General features: G+C 65.5%; 23 protein-coding genes and 1 pseudogene. 8 read left to right on the top strand and 16 right to left on the bottom strand.

From position 1 onward, the window contains the following. Positions 1–5: 5 nt before the first annotated feature. Positions 6–1223, bottom strand: a complete 1218-nt coding sequence (locus tag OG405_RS26210) for a hypothetical protein (protein WP_327149070.1) — start codon at positions 1221–1223, stop codon at positions 6–8. Positions 1224–1524: 301 nt separating this feature from the next. Here OG405_RS26210 and OG405_RS26205 point away from each other — a divergent pair, with 301 nt between their 5' ends. Together OG405_RS26205 and OG405_RS26200 are read left to right on the top strand one after the other, a co-directional pair. Next, positions 1525–2100, top strand: a complete 576-nt coding sequence (locus OG405_RS26205; protein ID WP_327152530.1) for a TerD family protein — start codon at positions 1525–1527, stop codon at positions 2098–2100. Positions 2101–2301: 201 nt separating this feature from the next. Then, positions 2302–3411, top strand: a complete 1110-nt coding sequence (locus OG405_RS26200) for a DUF475 domain-containing protein (protein ID WP_327149069.1) — start codon at positions 2302–2304, stop codon at positions 3409–3411. Positions 3412–3466: 55 nt separating this feature from the next. Here the strand turns inward: OG405_RS26200 and OG405_RS26195 are convergent, their stop codons facing one another. Next, complete coding sequence (locus OG405_RS26195) at positions 3467–4159, bottom strand: hypothetical protein (RefSeq protein WP_327149068.1); 693 nt, start codon at positions 4157–4159, stop codon at positions 3467–3469. A gap of 155 nt (positions 4160–4314) precedes the next feature. On the opposite strand from OG405_RS26195, the gene OG405_RS26190 reads away from it, so the two are divergent. Together OG405_RS26190 and OG405_RS26185 are read left to right on the top strand one after the other, a co-directional pair. Then, positions 4315–4872: a sugar O-acetyltransferase gene (locus OG405_RS26190; RefSeq protein WP_327149067.1), complete on the top strand. Its 558-nt coding sequence runs from the start codon at positions 4315–4317 to the stop codon at positions 4870–4872. Between the two features lie 32 nt (positions 4873–4904). Continuing rightward, positions 4905–5057 carry a hypothetical protein gene (locus OG405_RS26185; protein ID WP_327149066.1) on the top strand — a complete coding sequence of 51 codons (153 nt, stop codon included), beginning with the start codon at positions 4905–4907 and terminating at the stop codon, positions 5055–5057. A gap of 80 nt (positions 5058–5137) precedes the next feature. Here the strand turns inward: OG405_RS26185 and OG405_RS26180 are convergent, their stop codons facing one another. The 5 genes from OG405_RS26180 to OG405_RS26160 all read right to left on the bottom strand — a co-directional run bounded on the left by OG405_RS26180 (position 5138) and on the right by OG405_RS26160 (position 8052). After that, positions 5138–5527 (bottom strand): VOC family protein, encoded by a 390-nt coding sequence (locus OG405_RS26180; RefSeq protein ID WP_327149065.1) that lies wholly within the window; start codon positions 5525–5527, stop codon positions 5138–5140. A gap of 3 nt (positions 5528–5530) precedes the next feature. Then, complete coding sequence (locus OG405_RS26175; RefSeq protein WP_327149064.1) at positions 5531–5884, bottom strand: ArsR/SmtB family transcription factor; 354 nt, start codon at positions 5882–5884, stop codon at positions 5531–5533. Beyond that, positions 5871–6236 carry an SRPBCC domain-containing protein gene (locus tag OG405_RS26170; RefSeq protein WP_327149063.1) on the bottom strand — a complete coding sequence of 122 codons (366 nt, stop codon included), beginning with the start codon at positions 6234–6236 and terminating at the stop codon, positions 5871–5873. The genes OG405_RS26175 and OG405_RS26170 overlap by 14 nt, the downstream gene beginning before the upstream one ends. A 310-nt stretch (positions 6237–6546) precedes the next feature. Then, positions 6547–7059, bottom strand: coding sequence for a nitroreductase/quinone reductase family protein (locus OG405_RS26165; RefSeq protein ID WP_327149062.1), 513 nt, complete (start codon positions 7057–7059; stop codon positions 6547–6549). 168 nt (positions 7060–7227) lie between these two features. Then, positions 7228–8052, bottom strand: a complete 825-nt coding sequence (locus OG405_RS26160; RefSeq protein ID WP_327149061.1) for a TIGR02569 family protein — start codon at positions 8050–8052, stop codon at positions 7228–7230. Between OG405_RS26160 and OG405_RS26155 the strand changes: the two genes are divergently transcribed. Beyond that, positions 8043–8441, top strand: coding sequence for a hypothetical protein (locus OG405_RS26155; RefSeq protein WP_327149060.1), 399 nt, complete (start codon positions 8043–8045; stop codon positions 8439–8441). The genes OG405_RS26160 and OG405_RS26155 overlap by 10 nt on opposite strands. An 83-nt stretch (positions 8442–8524) precedes the next feature. Here OG405_RS26155 and OG405_RS26150 read toward each other — a convergent pair whose 3' ends face one another. From OG405_RS26150 to rpsF, 7 genes and pseudogenes are all read right to left on the bottom strand, one after another. Further along, a complete protein-coding gene (locus OG405_RS26150) occupies positions 8525–8863 on the bottom strand; it encodes a hypothetical protein (RefSeq protein WP_327149059.1) in 339 nt (112 codons plus the stop codon). A gap of 64 nt (positions 8864–8927) precedes the next feature. Next, positions 8928–9176: pseudogene (locus OG405_RS26145) on the bottom strand (transposase); the annotation flags it as partial. Positions 9177–9193: 17 nt separating this feature from the next. Continuing rightward, complete coding sequence (gene dnaB / locus OG405_RS26140; protein ID WP_327149058.1) at positions 9194–10576, bottom strand: replicative DNA helicase; 1383 nt, start codon at positions 10574–10576, stop codon at positions 9194–9196. Positions 10577–11249: 673 nt separating this feature from the next. Further along, complete coding sequence (gene rplI, locus OG405_RS26135) at positions 11250–11705, bottom strand: 50S ribosomal protein L9 (protein WP_327149057.1); 456 nt, start codon at positions 11703–11705, stop codon at positions 11250–11252. 18 nt (positions 11706–11723) lie between these two features. Then, entirely contained in the window at positions 11724–11975 is a 252-nt protein-coding gene (gene rpsR, locus OG405_RS26130; RefSeq protein ID WP_327149056.1) for a 30S ribosomal protein S18, read from the bottom strand. 55 nt (positions 11976–12030) lie between these two features. Beyond that, entirely contained in the window at positions 12031–12570 is a 540-nt protein-coding gene (locus tag OG405_RS26125) for a single-stranded DNA-binding protein (RefSeq protein WP_327149055.1), read from the bottom strand. A 97-nt stretch (positions 12571–12667) separates the two neighbouring features. Then, positions 12668–12955, bottom strand: coding sequence for a 30S ribosomal protein S6 (rpsF, locus tag OG405_RS26120; protein WP_327152529.1), 288 nt, complete (start codon positions 12953–12955; stop codon positions 12668–12670). A gap of 291 nt (positions 12956–13246) precedes the next feature. On the opposite strand from rpsF, the gene OG405_RS26115 reads away from it, so the two are divergent. Together OG405_RS26115 and OG405_RS26110 are read left to right on the top strand one after the other, a co-directional pair. Next, positions 13247–14644: a hypothetical protein gene (locus OG405_RS26115; RefSeq protein ID WP_327149054.1), complete on the top strand. Its 1398-nt coding sequence runs from the start codon at positions 13247–13249 to the stop codon at positions 14642–14644. Between the two features lie 181 nt (positions 14645–14825). Then, positions 14826–15953: a nitronate monooxygenase family protein gene (locus OG405_RS26110; RefSeq protein WP_327149053.1), complete on the top strand. Its 1128-nt coding sequence runs from the start codon at positions 14826–14828 to the stop codon at positions 15951–15953. Positions 15954–16817: 864 nt separating this feature from the next. Here OG405_RS26110 and OG405_RS26105 read toward each other — a convergent pair. Beyond that, positions 16818–17609: a winged helix-turn-helix domain-containing protein gene (locus tag OG405_RS26105; RefSeq protein WP_327149052.1), complete on the bottom strand. Its 792-nt coding sequence runs from the start codon at positions 17607–17609 to the stop codon at positions 16818–16820. A gap of 98 nt (positions 17610–17707) precedes the next feature. On the opposite strand from OG405_RS26105, the gene OG405_RS26100 reads away from it, so the two are divergent. Next, positions 17708–19081 carry an ABC1 kinase family protein gene (locus OG405_RS26100; RefSeq protein WP_327149051.1) on the top strand — a complete coding sequence of 458 codons (1374 nt, stop codon included), beginning with the start codon at positions 17708–17710 and terminating at the stop codon, positions 19079–19081. A gap of 97 nt (positions 19082–19178) precedes the next feature. Here the strand turns inward: OG405_RS26100 and OG405_RS26095 are convergent, their stop codons facing one another. Next, positions 19179–19778: a GDSL-type esterase/lipase family protein gene (locus tag OG405_RS26095; protein WP_327149050.1), complete on the bottom strand. Its 600-nt coding sequence runs from the start codon at positions 19776–19778 to the stop codon at positions 19179–19181. Positions 19779–19884 lie beyond the last annotated feature (106 nt).

The raw sequence follows: 19884 nt of genomic DNA, 5'->3' as shown, positions 1-19884 counted from the left end.
CCGTTTCATCCTCGTCGTTGTCCCGGTGGTGATTGTTTGCGCATCCGCTCGACAATCCCGGCAATGAATTCGGTGATGGTGTCGAGTTCGTTTACATACGCCCAATAGTCGGGGTGCCGCCCGGTGAGGGATGCGGCGACCCGGTCGAGGCGATCGACCTGAGCGTCCAGCACCGAACCCCATTCCGGCACCAGTCCCCTTGACACGGCGAGCATCTGGGCATCCCGGAGCCGGAACCGTACGGTCTCGGCGCGTTGTCGCGGATCGTCGCGGACCGCCCGCAACTCGGTCAACCGTTTGGTCACGGCATCGACCAGTTGTTCGGCGTCGGCGAGGTGGCCGCGCGCGGTGGTGGTCAGTTCAAGGGCCTGCTCCGGGGTGTTCTCGGCCGCGGCGGCGCGCGCCCCGGCGAGGGCTTCGGCCGCGGCGGCGATATGACGCTCGCTGGTGCGCTCATTGTCTGCCAGATCGGCCGAACTCGCAGCATTGAACTCACGCAGCAGCGCCGAATGCGCGGGCCCGATTCTCTCGGCCCGCGTGCGGACCGCCGCAAGCCTGGTGGTGACCGATGAGACCGCCTTGCGCGCGGCTCCGGACCGAGATGGAGCCTGGGCCAATGATTCCGACAAATCGGCCGTAGCGGAAGCCAGCCGGTTGGCCGCCGCGCGCGCCCGGCCACGCTGGTCCGGCGGGACCGCCGCCGATGTGACCATTGCCTCATCCACAGCCGCGGCTCCATCACGCACGGAGGGGTAATCGGCGTACTCCGATTCGGCCGCCTGCCTGCGCACCCGTGCCGCCTCGGCGGCGACCCGCTCGACCAGCTCCGGCACCGCCCGCCGCACCGCGACCGCTTCTTCGAGCGTGCCCCGGTCGCCGTGATAGAACCGATCGACCTGCTGCGCGGCGCTCCCCAGCTGCCGCACCACCGCGTCCACCCGCTGCTGCCGGTCCGGCCGGCGGGCACCGGTCTGCTCGTCTTGGTCCAGCTCACCGGTCAGCTGAAGGTAGGCCTCCGCGGCCGCGTAGCAGATTTCCCGCACCGCTGCCCAGCGGCGACCCAGGTCCCGCTCCGGGAACATCTCGTCGGCGGCCGCCGCGGCCGCATCCGCGGCCGACTGCCGCCGGTCCATATCCAGGAACGCCGACGTCAGCGCCGACCGTGTCTGTTCGAACCACGGATCCTCCCCCGACCGGAACCATCCACGCCTGCGGCCTGCCACAGACCCGATGGTATGAGATCCGACCGCCTGCGCGCCGCCACCGGGCGTACCGCCCGGGTCCGCGCTCACCACGTCGAACACCGCCCGGGCGCGTCGAACGCCGCCCGAGCTACCCGGCAGGCGAACCGGTCACTCCGAAAGTGCTCGGCACCAGGGCTTCCGGTTACATCGCCCACGAGTGCCGATGACCGGCTTGCCCGAGTTTGTACGCAAGTTCACCGAAAACCACTACTGTCGTATTCCGTACCCGGCGGTTACCGACATGCTGGGAATCACAGACGACTACGAAAGGGAATCCCGCATGGGTGTCAGTTTGTCCAAGGGCGGCAACGTCTCGCTGAGCAAGGCGGCTCCGGGCCTCACTGCGGTCGCCGTCGGTCTGGGCTGGGATGTGCGCACCACCACGGGCACCGATTTCGACCTGGACGCCAGCGCGATCGCCACCGGAGCCGACAAGAAAGTCGTCTCCGACCAGCACTTCGTGTTCTTCAACAACCTCAAGTCCCCCGAAGGGGCGATCGAGCACGCCGGCGACAACACCACCGGTGAGGGTGAAGGCGACGACGAGGTCATCAACGTCGACCTCGCCAACACCCCGCCCACCATCGAGAGCATCTTCTTCCCGGTCTCGATCTACGAGGCGGACGGCCGCTCGCAGTCGTTCGGTCAGGTGCGCAACGCATACATCCGCGTGGTGAACCGGGCGAACGGCGAGGAACTCGCCCGCTACGACCTCTCCGAGGACGCTTCCACCGAAACCGCCATGGTCTTCGGTGAGCTGTACCGCAACGGGGCCGAGTGGAAGTTCCGCGCCATCGGCCAGGGTTACGCGTCGGGCCTGTCCGGGATCGCGCGTGACTACGGTGTGAACGTCTGACGATCCACACCTCCGGGTAGCGTGAGGGGGTCCGGCGACGGGCCCCCTCGTTCTCTGCCCCCAGAGGCGCGAGGGGACAAATTGGACAAATAGGCCGTCGGCGGCAACGCTGGTGGCTGGTCGTCCATATCGCCGATCAGGTTTCTCGTACAGGCCGGGATACCGACCGCAGTCCGGCCACCGCACACGAAAGGTCCCAGCGTGGTCCTGCGCATATTCGGCTTATCCCTGGTAGTCACGGTGCTGTCGCTGGGGGTGGCGTTCCTCTACGGCGGCCCGACCGCCCTGGCCCTCTGCCTGATCCTCGGCATCCTCGAGGTCTCGCTGTCCTTCGACAACGCTGTTATCAACGCCACCGTCTTGGAAAAGATGAGTGAGTTCTGGCAGAAGATCTTCCTCACCATCGGCATCCTCATCGCCGTCTTCGGTATGCGGCTGGTCTTCCCGCTGGCCATCGTGTGGGTCACCGCGGGACTCAACCCGGTCGAGGCCTTCGACCTCGCGCTGAACCCGCCGGCCGACGACGCCGCCTTCTTCCCCGACGGCAGCCCCAGCTACGAGACCCTGCTCACCGACGCCCACCCGCAGATCGCGGCGTTCGGCGGCATGTTCCTGGCGATGCTGTTCCTGAACTTCATCTTCGAGGACCGGGAAATCAAATGGTTGTCCTGGGTGGAACGCCCGCTGGCCAAGGCGGGCAAGCTGGACATGATGTCGGTGGTCGTGGCGGGTATCGGCCTGGTTCTGGCGGCGGAGTTCCTCGCGCACGACGACACGCGCTCCACCGTCCTGCTGGCCGGCCTGCTCGGCATGATCCTCTACATCGCCGTCGACGGGCTGGGTTCGATGTTCCACGTCGAGGAACAGGCGGAAGCGGCGAGCGGCCCGTCCGAACTGGCCAAGGCCACCGGTAAGGCCGGGTTCTTCCTCTTCCTCTACCTGGAGGTCCTGGACGCCTCGTTCTCGTTCGACGGCGTGATCGGCGCGTTCGCCATCACTGCCGACCCGATCATCATCGCCCTCGGCCTCGGCCTGATCGGCGCGATGTTCGTCCGGTCGATCACCGTCTACCTGGTGCGCAGGGGGACACTGAACGAATATGTGTACCTCGAGCACGGTGCGCACTGGGCTATCGGCGCATTGGCCCTGATTCTGCTGATCACGGTCGGCGATATCCACGTCCACGAACTCGTCACCGGTCTCATCGGCATCGCCTTCATCGGCGCCGCGGTGCTCTCCAGCATCCTCCGTAACCGCAAGGAAGACGACCCGAAACCCGCCGAGGTATCTGAACCGGCACCGGTGAGCTGATCCACCGGCTCGAATATCGCGGGAGCGGACCTCGAGGTCCGCTCCCGCCGTCGTTTCAACGGCCGGACGCTTCGAAGTACGCCTGACCCACCGCGAAAATGCCGCGTTGCGGCAGCCAGAACTCACCCAGTCTCGTCTGCCCGGCCAAGGGCCCGGCCGGGCCGATATCGACACCGTCGATACGAGCCACCGTGCGATCGACCGTCCACAGCAACCTCGGGTTGGTCCGGAACCATTGCCCGTTCGGAGTGGTGCCGCGCAACCGCACCCGCCCGACTCCCAGCGCAGGGCCCGCGACCCGCGACATGACCGACAACACAGCCGGGTTACGCCACAGCGCCGAGGGCATCGCGCCGCCGAGACCCGTCATCGCCGCCGTCGCCGCCGACTGTCCCAACTCGATGTCCCATACCAGCCTGTCCGGTATCTCCACCGTCAAAGCGAACGGGCCGGTCCAGGTGACCGAGATATCCGCGACTCGCGTATCCGTGAGCGCGGAACCGTAGTAGCGCGGACAACTCATCTCCGGCGCCACACTGCTGTAGATGACCCATTCCTCGGCCGGGTTCCGGTGCCAAACCGATTCGTACCCGGGACCGACCGAACTGGCGCCGAAATGCCGGAAGGCCAGATAGTGGCCGCTCGTGAACGGCTGCCCCATCACTCCGTACCCGGCGAAGCGCTCGGCATCGGCACCCCGGGGCAGCGCCGGCTCGACTCCGGCGATCGATCGTGGACTTCCGGTCATTACCGTCCTCCTCGACGAGCGAACCCCGCACCTACCACCCTACGGCTGTGAACTGGGAAAACGATCCACTGATCCTGAATCGACACGGGCCTCTCGACAGCGCGCTGCCAGCGGGTCGGCGCATCCGATCGCGGTGATCCGGCAGGATCGGGTCCATGGCCACCGACAAGGAACGTATGCTGCGCGGCGATCTCTATCGCGACAACGACCCCGAACTCGTCGCGGAACGCCTGGCCTGCCGCGCACTGATCGCCCGCTACAACGACTCGCCCCCCGAGGCCGATACCGAACGACAGGAGATCCTCGACCGGCTGCTCGGCGGCTGCGGTACCGACACGGTGATCATGCCGCCTTTCCGCTGCGACTACGGCTATCCGACACGGATCGGCAGCAACACCTTTCTCAACTACGACGCCGTGATCCTCGACTGCGCCCCCGTCACCATCGGCAACGACGTATCGATCGGTCCCCGCGCGCAGATCCTCACCCCGCTACACCCCATGGATGATCACGAACTGCGCCGCGCCCGCTGGGAATCCGCCGCTCCCATCACGATCGGTGACAATGCCTGGCTCGGCGGCGGGGTCATCGTCTGTGCTGGGGTCACGATCGGCGAGAACGCGGTGATCGGCGCGGGTAGCGTGGTCACCCGGGATATCCCGGCGCGAGTCTTCGCCGCCGGTAACCCCTGCCGGGTCATTCGGGACCTGTGATCCGTCCTGCCCGGGAGAGAACGAGGAACAGAGTGCGGAACGATTATCGTTCCACGCTGGTGGAGCAGCTGCGGAAGTACGCGCCCGCGCTCCCTCCGGGGAAGGCGGATTCACTGCGCACGAGGGTGATCGTCGGTGAGCTCTCCCTCGCCTCCGTCGATCTCGTCAGCGCATTGGTCGAGTGAGAGTCGCCGCCTCGACAGCGGCGATTCGCTGATCTCGCTCATCCGTCACGCGAGATTCGTCCGGTCGTCCTCGCGAGCGATCACTCACCGTCGGCGGGGAGCCGGACTATGTGCGGGACGCCGACCGGATTGCTGATCCAGTGGGCGTTCATGCCCGCGGGGAAGGGTTCCAGCTCGTCCTGCACGGGTGCACCGTATGCGGCCAGATGCTCGGTTGCCCGGTCGACGTCGTCGGTGAGAAGTTCCAGCCAGAGGTCGGCGCGCGCATAGTTGTCGACACGGTCGAGCCACAGCGTGACGGGCCCGAACCGTACCGAGGCACTCTGGACAACTCCTTCGGCGACAGCTTCGCCGCTGCTGTCGGTGACTTCCATGCCCAGTACGTCACGGTAGAAGGCGACGGTCCGGTCGAACTGTGCTTTGGGAAGTTTCATGGCGATGTTGTGCCCGCCGCGGAATTTTGGGGTCATGGTTCAGTTCTCCTGTGTCCGATCGAGGTGGTCACGTAGCGCGCTCAGGCGTCCGTCCCAGGTGTGTGCGAGCGCGGCGAGAAACGACTGGGCCACGACCATCGGCTGGGTTCGCAGGTGATAGTGGATCCGGCGCCGCTGTCCGGGCTCGGCATGGACGAGTTCGGCATCTGTCAGCAGGTTGAGGTGTTTGGCGATCGCCTGGCGCGAAATGGGCAACCGAGCCGCCAGATCTGTCGCGGTCGCCGGACCGCGCGCGGCGAGTTCGGCGAGGATGCCGCGTCGCGTCGGGTCGGCCAGCGCTGTGAATACCGCCTGGGCGATCAGCTCGGTGTCGGGATGGTCAGGCCGCGGCATCGAGATACTCGGCCAGCTCGGCCAGTTCCATCGCCCACCCATTGGTATTGCCTTCGTACGCCTGGGCCGAGTGGTCGAGCAACTGCGCGAAGCCGGTTTCCACCATCGTGAGCCGGGTGCCGGTGGGTGTCGGCTCCAGCGTGAATTCCACGTGGGTGCGGCGTGGATCACCGGCCGGTAGCCCTTCGATCGCCCAGGCGAACGCGAAACGGCGGGGCGGCTCGACGATCTGGATCCGCAGGGTGTGCGGTCCGTCTCCGTCCCACCACACCCGCACTGTGCCGCCGGGGCGCAGGTCATCGATTTCGGCTCGGGAACCGAACCAGCCTCCGAGCCCTTCGGGCGTAGTCAAGGCTTTCCACACCTTTTCGGGCCGGTGGTGTAATTCGAGATCACGCTCGATGCGATCGGGTAGGGGCAAGGCGACCTCCAGGTATAGCAACCAACTGATTGCAACAATCTATAGCAACCAGTTGATTGCGACAAGGCGTCTCGACGAAGTCGGCCCACCGGGAGGTGCAGATCGCATCAGAGCTTTGTGCACACATTGCGAGGCATACAGGACGCACTACCGAGTGCGACCTCCGGCGGCATCCCGGTTCTGCCGCCCAGCCCGGTGCGCACCATTCGACGCACCGCGGCCGGCAGGTTCCCGGGAGCGCTCAGCCCTCGCCGTCGAGAGTCAGCACGACCAGCGGCAGCGGCCGGTCGACTTTGGACTGGAAATCCGCCAGCAGGGGGTTGTTGGCCAGCACCCAGGACGCGAACTCGTCGTAATCCGCACCTTCGAGCACCTTGCCGGTCGCCTGGTAGGTCTTGTCCCGGAGCTCGATGGTGACCTGCGGTTTCGCCTTGATGTTGTACCACCAGGCCGGGTACTTGTCCTCGATGAACGAACTCACGTACATGATGTCGTCCCGGTACAGGGGTCCCAGCGGAGTCGTGTGCCGCTTGCCGCTCCTGGCTCCGGTGGTGGTGAGCAGGATGAGGTCCCCGCCCGCGTACGCACCGCCCACTTTGCCCGAGTTCTCCCGGAACTCCTTGATCACGTCGTCGTTCCAGTCGGCGATCCCGCCCTGCTGGTCCCAATCCTGGTTCCACGGCGCGTTCGGATCGTTGTACTCGGTGAAGTCGCCCTGTTCCGGCTGCCCCACAGTCGATTCGGTTTCGCTCATGATCCGAGTGTGTCGTGGAATCAGGACAGCTATTGTCCTAATTCGACCAGAGAACCGTGCGGCCGCGGCCGATGCGATGGCCGATGAGCTGGAATGCCGACTACGGGCGAGCGACCTCGGACTGCGGAGCCTCGGTCGGTATCCGCACCGAGTGGAGCCAAGGCGGTTTCAATGGTCGAGGTCGGCGTAGGCGATGGCAAGGTCGACCACGGGCCGATAGACGGCGACCCGGTCCAGCGTCCACCCGCCAGGCCCGAGCAATGCCTCGTCGGTGGCGATCCGGTAGATCAGGGCGCGGATCAGCATCTGACCCCACGCCGGCAGATGCGACCATCGCACGGCCAGTTCGGTTGAGGCTCCGAACCAGCACAGCGCGTCGACGACAGCGACGGCGGACGCCCACGAAGCGGGCCGCCAGTAAGGTGCCCAGTCGATGACCGCCGGTGGCAGACCTTCCGCGAACAGGACGTTGCCGATCAAGTCGCCGTGCACCACCTGCGGCATGAGATCGACTGGGCGGCGAGCTCCGGTCAGCGGTCGCAACAGGCTCATCGCGGCCGGACAACCGTCGACCGGGAGTTCCTCCCAAGCGACTCGGTCACCGATAGACCACGGATCGGCGCGCAAGTCCAGAAACTCCGGACGGGGTAGGTCCGCGATCGCCTTATGGAAGGCGATCCCGGCGCGCAGCGCGTCGTCGGGTCGGCTGAGGTCCGGCCGGCCGGCAACGAGTTGGCATGCCTCCCAGTTCCGGGCTGTCCATGCCCCGTCCGCGGCTTGGACAGGACGGGCGATCCGAAACTGCGCCGAGTCGGGTAGTGCGGTGAGAACCTCGGCGCGCCAGAGCGTTTCCGCCAGATGCTCGACTGGTTTGACAACCAGATCGCCGACGCGCCAGGTCCCGTCCTTACCGCCGGGTAGCACGACAGGCGCCCCGGCCGCGCCGAACGCGGCCAGCACCGGATCCGGCGGGACCGCGGGTGATGAGTTCATATTCGAGATCGTATGGCTTCGCCTGGTCGCCGGTTGCCCTCGACTATCGCCGCAGCGGTGGCTCAGAGTTGGTGGCCGAGAAGCCGAATCTCGAGATCATGGCCAACTGGGTGGCCACCGTGATCGGTCTCGAATCTGTGGCGTTTCTTCGCGGGTGTCGTCGAGGGCGCGCTGAGGTCGACCACTGGTGGGCCCTGGCGCTCGGCCTGCTCGCCCCGGCCGCCAAAGCGGTGCACTCGGTGATCGTGAACCGGCGGATCGACATACTCGCCCAGGACGGTCCGGCCGGCCAGGCGAGTATTGATCATCAGGTTTCCTCGGTAGGGGTTCGGTCTGCCGGATCAGTGGACGACGAGCATGCCGGGTCGGGCGAGGAGGTCCACGGGTAGGAACCGGCAGCGCATACCGAGGACGAGGCTGCAATGACCGCGCGCGAGGAGTGGGGAAAATCGCTCGCCCAACGCCGCGGCCTTCAGGGTTCATCCCGCCCCTCGTCGGACCATCGGAACCATGCGTCGCCCTCGTGGATGTGTAGCAGGAAATCCGCGACAGGCGTGCCGCGGTCGTTGATCAGGGTGAGTGCGCTGCTGATCGCTTCGTAGGTCTCCTCCCAGGCCTCCATCGCATCCCCGGTGTCCGGGTTGCCGGGGCCGTCGATGAGTTGGAGTTCGCGGTCGAACAGTGGTTTGAACTGTGCGAAACCTGGATGTGGGATGAAGGTGCCCGACAACCACGGGAAGTCACCGTCGGTGATGTGGATCTCCCCGATCAGCTCATCGGCGTTCGCGAGCTTCCAGACTGGTTCGGACACGGGATCTCCTCTGTCATCGGTAGTCATGCGACGTCCGCACGGCCTCCGGGGCTGGCGTCGTCGGCTCCTTGCGGCCGTCGGCCCGGACGCCGAACATCACCAGCAGGCACAGCTTCTGCTGGTCGAGCCGGACTTTGAGGTGGATTCCATCGACCCACAGGTACACATAGTCGGTGCCCGACAGATCACGCTGCCCGAAGGATTTGGCTTCGTCCCGCCACTGCGTCGTGAGCCGGGTGATCGACGCCGCCGACAGACCCGTGCCGGTGCCGAGGAACTGCTCCAACGCCGGCCCGAAGTCACCCGAGGACAGCCGAGCCGCTCGAGTTCTCAGCCCCGGGCCATGTCGACGAACCGCGACAGGTGCAACTGGTGCGCCACCGTGATGGTCGCGGTGGGACCGTTACGGTGTTTACCGAGGATCAGATCCGCCTCACCACCGCGCGGATCATCACGTTCGATCGCGTCGGGCCGGTGCAGCAGGATGACCATATCCGCGTCCTGTTCCAGCGAACCGGATTCGCGGAGATCGGATACCTGCGGGCGTTTGTCCGTCCGCTGTTCCGGACCACGGTTGAGCTGACTGATCGCCACCACAGGCACTTCCAGTTCTTTGGCCAGAAGCTTGAGATGCCGCGAGAATTCGGATACTTCCTGCTGACGTGATTCGACCTTCTTACCGGAACTCATCAGCTGGAGGTAGTCGACCACGACGAGCTTCAGGTCGTGCCGTTGTTTGAGCCGGCGGGCCTTGGCCCTGATCTCCATCATCGTGAGGTTCGGCGAATCGTCCACGAACAGCGGTGCTTCGCTGATCTCACTCATTCGCCGAGCCAATTTCGTCCAGTCGTCGTCGCTCATCCGCCCGGCCCGCATATCCCCGAGTTTGATCTTGGCCTCGGCCGACAGCAGGCGCATGACGATCTCGGTCCGGCTCATCTCCAGCGAGAAGATAACGCTCGCCAGTCCGTGCCGAATCGAGGCACTGCGCATGAAATCCATTCCCAAAGTGCTCTTGCCGACACCGGGCCGCGCCGCCACAATGATCATCTGACCGGGGTGCAGGCCGTTGGTGACCTCGTCGAGTTCGGTGAATCCGGTGGGCACACCGAGCGAGATTCCGCCGCGGGAGGCGATGGAGTCGATCTCGTCCATGGTGGGCTGGAGCAATTCCTCGAGCGGGAGGAAATCTTCGGCGGTCCGGCGTTCGGTGACCTCGTAGACCTCGGCCTGGGCGCGGTCCACTACTTCGGCGACGTCTCGGCCGTCGGCGCCGGCATAGCCGTACTGCACGATGCGGGTTCCCGCTTCCACCAGCCGGCGCAGAATCGCCTTCTCGGCGACGATCTCGGCGTAGAAGCCGGCATTCGCCGCGGTGGGAACGGTCTGCGTGAGGGTTACCAGGTACGGAGCGCCGCCGATTCGCTTGAGCTCACCACCGCGGTCCAAGCCGGCTGCCACGGTAACCGGGTCGGCGGGTTCGCCACGACCGTAGAGATCGAGGATGACGTCGTAGACGGCCTGGTGTGCGGGGCGATAGAAATCGCCGGAGCGCAGTACCTCGATCACATCGGCAATGGCGTCCTTGCTGAGCAGCATGCCGCCGAGCACCGACTGTTCAGCCGCCATATCGTGTGGCGGCTGGCGCCCGAAATCCTCACCGGGCGGCTCCGGCGGGAAGTCCCTGTGCCCGCGGTCATCGACGACTGCCATCCGACTCGACCGTCCTCTCCTTCAGACCGGACGCCACCCTTCGACGACCGGTTCTACCCCACGGGACCGACAGATCGCACTCCGAGATGCCGATGACCAGTGGTCAGACGTACCAGCTATCACCCGGATAGGGCTGATACCCCACATCGCGGCGGAGTGTTGCCAGTGGTGCTGCGACGAACCTAAGCGACGTTCTATCCACATGCCAACCGAGGCTGTGCACAGACCTGTGGATAACCTGGGGATAGTTCACCCCTCGTTGTGCACAACTTGTGGATAACTTGGGGAAAATGCAGGTCAGCCGCAGAAAATACCCAGCTAGACGCTGATTTTCGAGGCCCCCGCAGTGTGGATAAACAAAGTATCGGCGTGTCGGAGATGTTGAACAGCCGGGCGTGTTGAGTTAACGGATAAGCGAACAGATATGACGTGGATCACATTACGTCCGGTTGGTTTTGTGATTGATCCACAGGACTCACATCTTGTGGATAAGGCACGCGCGGTACGAACGTGCATCACCCGCGAACATGCGGGCACCTGCCGTCACAATGAATGCCGCAAACCAGCGGCTAATATGCCGTTTCCATGGGAGAACACAACCGACCGGGGATCACGTCCGATCTTCAGCGATCGGACGTGATCCCCGGGTTCGGGTATATGTGGCAGAACCGGGTCAGGCCGCGGCCACGACATCCAGCGCAAACTTCGCGGCGACGTCCGGGTGCAGATGGACGGTCACCTGATGCTTGCCGGTGGCCTTGATATGCGACTTCGGCAGTTCGATGCTGCGCTTGTCCAGAACCGGACCGCCCGCCGTCTTGATCGCGGCGGCGACATCGGACTGGGTTACCGAACCGAAGAGCTTGCCGGTGCCCGCAGTCTTGACCGATAGTGAGACCGAATCCAAACCCTCGATGGCCTGCTTCAGCTCGTTGGCATGACCGAGATCGCGCACCCGGCGGGACTCCTGGGCCCGGCGGATGCCCTCGACCTGCTTCTGCGCGCCGCGACTGGCAACGATCGCCAGACCCCGGGGCAGCAGGTAGTTACGGCCATAGCCGTCCTTGACCTCGACGCTGTCGCCAGGAGCGCCGAGGTTGTCCACATCGGCAGTCAGAATGAGCTTCATTTGCTTTACCGACCTTTCTCAGCGAGCCGTCGAAACGTAGGGCAGCAGCGCCATCTCACGCGAGTTCTTCACCGCGATGGCGACATCGCGCTGGTGCTGTACGCAGTTGCCGGTGACCCGGCGAGCACGGATCTTGCCGCGCTCACTGACGTACTTGCGCAGCAGCTGCACATCCTTGTAGTCGATGTTGACGATTCCGGTCTTGCTTTCTTTGCAGAAAGTGCAAGCCTTCTTCTTGAGCACCTTTTCGCGCGCCGGTGCCTTGGCCATTTTCGTTCACTCCGTATTCTTGGTGGCCCGCCGTCGCGGGCCGATGCGGGCCGTCTCAGAACGGCGGTTCGTCGTCCACCCGGCCGCCCCCGAAGGAGCCGGCTGCGGGCGCGCTACCCCATGGGTCTTCAGCTGCGCCCTGCTCGGAACGTCCACCGCCACCGTTGCCGGCGTTGTTGTTACCACCACCGCCGCTGTTGGAACCGAATCCACCACCGCCGCCACCACGACTGGTCTTGTTGACCTTGGCCGTGGCGTACTTGAGCGAGGGGCCGACCTCGTCGACCTCGAGCTCGACGACTGTGCGCTTCTCGCCCTCACGGGTTTCGAAGGAGCGCTGCTTGAGCCGCCCGCTGACGATCACACGGGATCCCCTGGTCAGGCTTTCGGCGACGTTCTCCGCGGCCTCGCGCCAGATATTGCAGCGCAGGAACAGCGCCTCGCCGTCTTTCCACTCGTTGGTATTACGGTCGAAGATCCGGGGCGTGGAGGCGACGGTGAAATTCGCCACCGCCGCGCCCGCGGGCGTGAATCGAAGCTCGGGATCGGCCGTCAGATTTCCGATGACCGTGATTACCGTATCGCCAGCTGCCATGGGGGGTTCCTCCTGCTCGGTGTGCAGTCCGGGTGCACTCGCCTGTTGCGCTAGAGCCTAGAGACAGGCTCCGACGAAACAGCGGTAGCGACCGGAACTACTTGTCGTTGCGCAGAACCTTGGTGCGCAGGACCTGCTCGTTGAGGCCCAGCTGGCGATCGAGTTCGTTCACAGTGGCGGGCTCGGCGGTCAGATCGACAACCGCGTAGATGCCTTCGGCCTGTTTGAGAATCTCGTAGGCGAGGCGCTTACGGCCCCAGATTTCGACCTTGTCGATTTTGCCGCCCTCGGTACGGACAACGCCGAGCATATTTTCCAGGGACGGTCCGACGGTGCGCTCGTCCAGGCTCGGATCGAGGATGACCATCACTTCATAATGACGCACGAACCAATCACCTCCTGTGGTCTGGGTGTCGGCCACGGACGGTCCGTGGCAGGAGGTCGTCGCGTCAGCAACCGGGCAAGAGTACCTGAGTGCCCGGCCCGCAGCGAAATCGATCTTCGATATCGCGACAGCCCTGCCGTCGCGACTACGAAATGGATTCCTATCACCAGGGGGCGGTGTATTCTCCGTATTCATCCGGCACCCGTGACCAGGTCGTGAGCGAGCTACACGGCGGGCCGGAGCCCGTTCGATCGAACAGCGGGCCCAGATAGCGCCCACTAGGGTGGTCGTATGTCGATCGGACCGGCCGCGGGTGCGTTCGGGGCCGATCGCGTGGCCCGGCGTACGACCATTCTCACAGTCGTACTGCTGTGTGGCGCCACACTGCTGGTCGCATTCCTCAACAAGGCGCGGTGCGCGGGATCGCCTTTCCGCGCCGACGGCCGCAGTGCCGCCTTCGATTACATCAAGGACGCCCGGGTCTGTTATTCAGATATCCAGTTCCTCTGGCTGGGCCGCGATATCGATCAGCATATTTTTCCCTATGTACACGGCGGGATCACCGCCGACGGGACACTGACCGGCGGCGCCGTCGAATATCCGGTGCTGAGCGGACTGCTGATGTGGCTCGGCGCACTGGGCGCGCACAACGACGCAGCCTTCCTCCTTCGGTCCGCCCTGCTGTTGGCGCCGTTCGCCCTGGTCACCGCCTGGCTGCTGGCCCGGTTGGCGGGCCGGGCCGCGCTGCTCTGGGCGGCGGGGCCGCCGCTGGTGCTTTACGCGTTCCACAACTGGGAACTACCGGTGGTGTGCACGACCGTGGCGGCCGCCGCGATGATGGCCTCGACCCGGTATCCGTTGCGCGTACGGGGGGCACTGGCCGCGATGCTGCTGGGGTTGGGGTTCTGTTTCAAGATCTATCCGGCGATCTTCGTGGTCCCACTGATGCTGTATGTCCTGACCGGCGGGGAGCGAGAGCACGCCGAGCCGAGGGTCCGCCGGCGCCCGGATATCGCCGGTGCGCTGATAACCGGGGCCGCCGCCGCCGTGACAGTGGCGGCGTTCAATCTGCCTTTCGCCCTCGCCGGCTACGAAGGCTGGCGGGCTTCGATCGAGTTTCAGCAGCAGCGCGAAGCCGATATCACGACCAACTCGATCTGGTACTGGGGCCTGCGACCGCTGTTCGGTTCGGATCCGCTGAGCAGCTCCGCCTTCTCCGAGATCGTCTCGATCGCCTCACCGACTCTGATCATCGTGTCGTTCGCCGTGGCCTTGTGGGCGGGGTGGCGGCGCTATGCCGAATCGGGCGTGTATCCGTGGCTCGGCGTCAGCGGGGCGATGCTGTGCGGATTCCTGGTGTTCCACAAGGTGCATTCACCCCAGTACACGCTGTGGTTGATCCCGTTTCTGGTGTTGCTGGCGGTGCCGTGGCCGGTGGTGTGGAGCTATCTGGTCGCCGATATAGCGATCGGGGTGGGCGTTTTCCGCTACTTCTACACGATGGGCACCGGGGATTCGGTCGAGCTGATGGAGGCGGTGGTCCGGTTCGGGGTCTGGGGGCGGGCCACCTTGCTGGTGTTGCTGTTCTGGCTGTTTCTGAAGGTTCCGCTGCGGGCGCCGCGAACCTCCGCGGGTGATCGGGAGCCGGGCGACCTGATGAACGAGGCCGGGCGGAGGACGCACGGCTGAAGCGGTTCCAATAAAACTAGAACGTGTTACATTCAAGGTGTGACACCTGTCGGGTTCCGCTGCGCCGGCCACTGTTGTAGGAGGTGTGCGGCATATTCGAGGCCTACGGGTGACAGCGGTCGAATCAGCCGCCGCGCGGCAATTATGTAACTTGTTCCAGCCATAGGGAGACAGCACCGCCATGCGTACCGATATCTGCGACCGGCTGGGGATCGAGTTCCCCATCTTCGCCTTCACCCACTGCCGCGACGTGGCGGCCGCGGTCAGCAACGCCGGCGGTCTCGGCGTCCTCGGCGCCGTCGGATTCACCGCCGAACAGCTCGAGGTCGAGCTGGCCTGGCTGGACGAGCACGTCGGCGACAACCCCTACGGCGTCGACCTGGTGATCCCCTCCAAATACGAGGGGAAAGGTATCGACGGCCTCTCCCCCGAACAGCTCGAGGCCGAACTCGTCAAACATGTCCCCCAGGGCCACCGCGACTTCGCCGAGAAGATCCTCGCCGACCACGGCGTCCCGAAGCTTCCCGAAGAAGAGGTCCATCCGCAGTTGCTCGGCTGGACCGCCACCACCGCCGCCCCGCAGGTCGAGGTGATCCTGCGGCACCCGAAGGCGAAGCTGGTCGCCAACGCGCTCGGCACCCCCCCGCCGGAATTCGTCTCCCAGATCCAGGAATCCGGCCGGTTGATCGGCGCGCTGTGCGGTTCGGTGAAGCACGCCCTGAACCACAAGGACGCCGGCCTGGACTTCGTGGTCTGCCAGGGCACCGAAGGCGGCGGCCACTGCGGTGAGGTCTCCTCACTGGTCCTGTGGCCGCAGGTCATCGACGCCGTCGGCGATCTGCCGGTGCTCGCGGCCGGCGGTATCGGCGACGGCCGCCAGATCGCGGCCGCGATGGCGATGGGCGCCGCGGGCGCGTGGACCGGATCCATCTGGCTGACGGTGGAAGAGGCCAATGTGCCGCCCGCCCAGATGAAGACCTACATCGACGCCACCAGCCACGACACCATCCGCTCCCGCGCCTGGACCGGTAAACCGGCCCGCATGCTGCGCAACGACTGGACCGACGCCTGGGAATCGGCGGAGACCCCCGACCCACTCCCGATGCCGCTGCAGATGATGGTCGCCCTGGACGGCGTGAAGCGCGGCCACCGCTACCCCGAAGCCGCCAAGGACGTGAACTTCAACCCGGTCGGCCAAGTGGTCGGCATGATGAACAAAATGGAGCGCTCGGGCGAGGTCATGAGCCGGCTGGTCGACGAATACGTAACGGCCTGCGAGCGGTTGAACAAGCTGAACGGCGATATCTGAACTGTGTCTATTTGCGCCGCCTGCGGCGGCGCGGGTCGAGGCCCCCGGAAGTCCCGCCGTTCAGCGCCCGAGACTCGCGCTTCGCGCATGCGCTTCGGGCGCTGAACGGCGGGACGGGCCTCGACCTTTGTGGGCCTCGTAAAACTCGGCACCGTGCAGGCGCGCCAGTCCGCGAAGAGAACCGGATACAGGCCTACCGCACGGCCGGACCTGCATGCCGCCCGAGACCACCAATCCCGACGCAACCCAATGAGTCGAGTCTTACGAGACACCCCAAAGGGTTGAGGCCGTCTCGCCGTTCAGGCCTCGAAGCGCATGCGCCGCAGGCGCGAGTCTCGAGGCCTGAACGGCGAGACTTCAGGGCCTCAACCCCCGCGCGCGCCAGCGCGCCAATAAACACAGCACCTTCACAAACAAGCCCACCTCTCACCCTCACAAACAAGCCCACCTCCCACCCCTCGCTAGCAACTTCACCCCCACTCCCGCGAGAAGCCCACCACTCACCCTCACCCTCGCCCCTCGCTAGCAACTTCACCCCCACTCCCGCGAGAAGCCCACCACTCACCCTCACCCTCACTCCCGCGAGCAACCTCACCTCTCACCTTCACGAGCAAGCTCACCTCCCACCCCTCGCGAGCAACCTCACCCTCACTCCCGCGAGAAGCCCACCACTCACCTTGACGACCGAGCTCACCCCCGCGGGCACCCCCCACCCCTCACCGCCACGAACGAGCTCACCACCAACTCCCACAAGCAAGCCCAACACTCAGCATTCACGCTGGTACCGGATTCTCGGTCGACGGTGAGCTTGCCACCCGCCCTACAGACGGCTTCCGCCCGTCGGGGGCTGCGCTGCGACCGCACTCAAGCGGTGGCCGCGTGGACTTCTTCGACTTCGCCTTCGGCGCCGAGCAGTTCCTCGAACCGGGCGACAACTTTGTTGTGGTACATCCCGAACAGGTCCTCGAAGAGCGCGAGTTGTGCTGGAGTGGGGCCGGATTCCGATTCCCAGACCGCGATCAGTGCCCGCCAGACCAGGACGTGCAGGTCGGCGGCGCCCGCGAAATAGGCGTCGACGGCTTCGGGGACTTCGAGCACCATTTCGCCGATGGAGTTCAGAATGGCTCGCTGCATGCTCGATTCGAGTGCCACCAGCAATTTGCGTACTACGTCGATCTCGATGGCGAGGATCCGGCGGTAGTCGGGAACATCCAGTCGCGCCAGCGTTTCCAGCGTGTCGATCTCGGCTTTCAGTTCGGCGAGATCGACTCCGGCGGCTGCGGCTGCGCCGTGAGCGAGGCCGGTGTAGGAAAGCAATGCGTCCAATACGATGCCGCGTTCGACCTCGACGATATCGCGGAACATCTCGATCGCGACCTCGGGCATCGGGACGGAGAACCGGAAGAGGTGCCGGTAGACGTCCAGGCCGCCGGCTGCGCGGACTTCGCGGATGGTGAAACCTTTACCGCGCCGGGCCTCGACGAACCCGTAGGATTCCAGTCGGCCGAGGGTGAGCTGGGCGGTTGCCCGGTTCATCTCGAACTCTTCGGCGACCTGCCGGACCGAGGGCATCAGCTCGCCGGGCTGATATTCCCCTGCGGCGACCCGCCGTGCCAGTTCGTCGGCGACATCGGCGACCACCGTCCGGGACCCCATGGATGCACCTTTCTCGGCAGCTGATACGTCCCAGACAGTCTATGCGCAAATATGCCAGACTGCACAGGAGAACAGGCGAATCGCTTCTGGGGTGAGGAATGAGCAGTCGACGTGATCCTGGCGCGCCCCCGGTGCGACGGGCGCTGCGCAGCGCCCGACTCGTAGCGCTACCGGTCGCGTTCGCGGGCCGGCAGGCGGCGGGCGCGGGCCGCCGGGCACTGGGCCGTCCGGCGCGGGAGGTGAACCGGGAAATCCAGACCCGGACCGCCGAGCACATGTTCCAGGTGCTGGGCGAGTTGAAGGGTTGCGCCGCCAAGCTCGGCCAGTTGCTGGCGATCTATCAGCTCGCCCTGCCGCGCGATATCGCCGCGCCGTATCAGGCCGCGCTGGCCCGGTTACAGGATTCGGCGCCGGTGATGCTGCCGACCACTGTGCACGGAGTACTGGCCGAACATCTGGGTCCGGATTGGCGGGAGCTGTTCCGGGAGTTCGACGATCGGCGGGCGGCGGCTGCCTCGATCGGTCAGGTGCATCGCGGGATCTGGCACGACGGGCGGGCGGTCGCGGTGAAGGTCATGTATCCGGGTGCCCGGGCGGCGGTGGAGTCGGATCTGGTGCAGTTGCGACGGATCTCCACGCTGGCTTCGGTGTTCCTGCCGGGCGCGGATGTGAAATCGGTGACCGAGGCATTGTGCGAGAGTGTGCGCGCGGAACTGGATTACGCTGCCGAGGCAGATAATCAGCGGACCTTCGCCCGGGTCTATGCCGGGAGTGCCGAATTCCGGGTACCGGAGGTCCTGGCACAGCATGGCGATGTGCTGGTTTCGGAATGGCTCGAGGGCATTCCGGCCACCCGGATCATCGAGTCCGGCAGTCGGGCGCAGCGGGACCGGGTCGGCGAGACGATGATGCGGTTCGTGCTGACGGGCTGGGAGCAGCACGGGCTTCTGTACTGCGACCCGCATCCCGGCAATCTGCGCCTGCTCGCGGACGACCGGCTAGGGGTGGTGGATTTCGGTGCATGCGCGCCGTGGCCGCATCCGGGTTTCACCCGGTTGGTGGTCGAGATGTGCGACGCGATCTTCAACGGCGATCCGGCGGCCTTGGAGACGGCGGTGCGTACACACGGGTTCGCTTTTCCGGGAAGGACTCTCGACGCAGTCGCCTTGGATGTGGCACTGTCGGCGTGCGCGGAGCCGGTGCGGCATCCGCGGTTCCGCATCACCACACCGTGGTTGCGCAAACAGGTGCTGCGCACTACGGCCCTGCGGTTGACGAATGTGATGCGCGAGCTGACGCTGCCACCGGAATGCACCCCGTTCGCGCGGGCCGCGCTCACCATGGTCGGCACTTTGAGCCAGCTGGAATGTGAATGCGACTTCAGTGCCGAACTGGAGCGGTCGGTGCCCGAACTCGGCGAGGTTTTCGCGGTGATGCGGCACGATCCGGCGCCGGGTGTAGCGGCGAACTGATCTCCCGGCTGCCGGAAATCGCACACACCGTCTGGGACATTTTTCGGTGAGAATGCCTGATTTACGGAATATCTCTCCTATTTATCCCTGGGCACAATCAGTAGCCCAGCCATTGCCGCCACGCGGGCAGCAGCCGGTCGGCGAAAGCGGCATAACCATCCGCCCCCGGATGCGCGCCGTCCCCGGCCCGCACCTGCTCCGCCCAGACCGGGGCGTCGGCCAGCAAACGGAAGGACGCGGCGTAGGGGACCTCGAATTCGGCGCACGTCTGCTCGAAGGTCCGGTCCAGCTCTTCGATCCGCTGATTGCGCCCCGCGTCGTCGACCGGCGGCGGGCCCACCACCAACACCGGCCACTCCTGCGCCCGAGCGGTGGTGAGCAGCACGGACAGGTTCGCAACCGAGCTCCGTGCCTCGACCCGGGGGCGGCCGTCGACGAGCAGGGTGTCGTTCACCCCGAACGAGAACACCACCCGTCCGTCCGACCCGACCGGCAGCCGCACCAGACATTCCGCGAACCACCGTGCGGCGATATCGGCGGAGGTGTGCCCACGCACCCCGAGGTTGTACACGGTCCGCGCCGCCCCCGCGGCGCGGGCGTGCGCGGTCAGCCGGCCGGTCCAGCCCAGAGCCTGCGGGTCACCCACCCCGGCGACGAAGGAATCCCCTACCGAACAGATGCGTTGATCACTACTCACCCCTGGATTCTGGCAGCGTGTTGGTGTGTATCGTCCGGCTCGGGCTCCTGCATACTCACCTGCTGGTGGCCGTGACCGGCCCGTCAGCTTCACCTCGATCCGAAAG

Source organism: Nocardia sp. NBC_01329, assembly GCF_035956715.1.
Lineage (GTDB): Bacteria > Actinomycetota > Actinomycetes > Mycobacteriales > Mycobacteriaceae > Nocardia.
The sequence above is the reverse complement of the archived record's forward strand: the minus strand, read 5'-3'. Positions and strand labels throughout refer to the sequence as shown.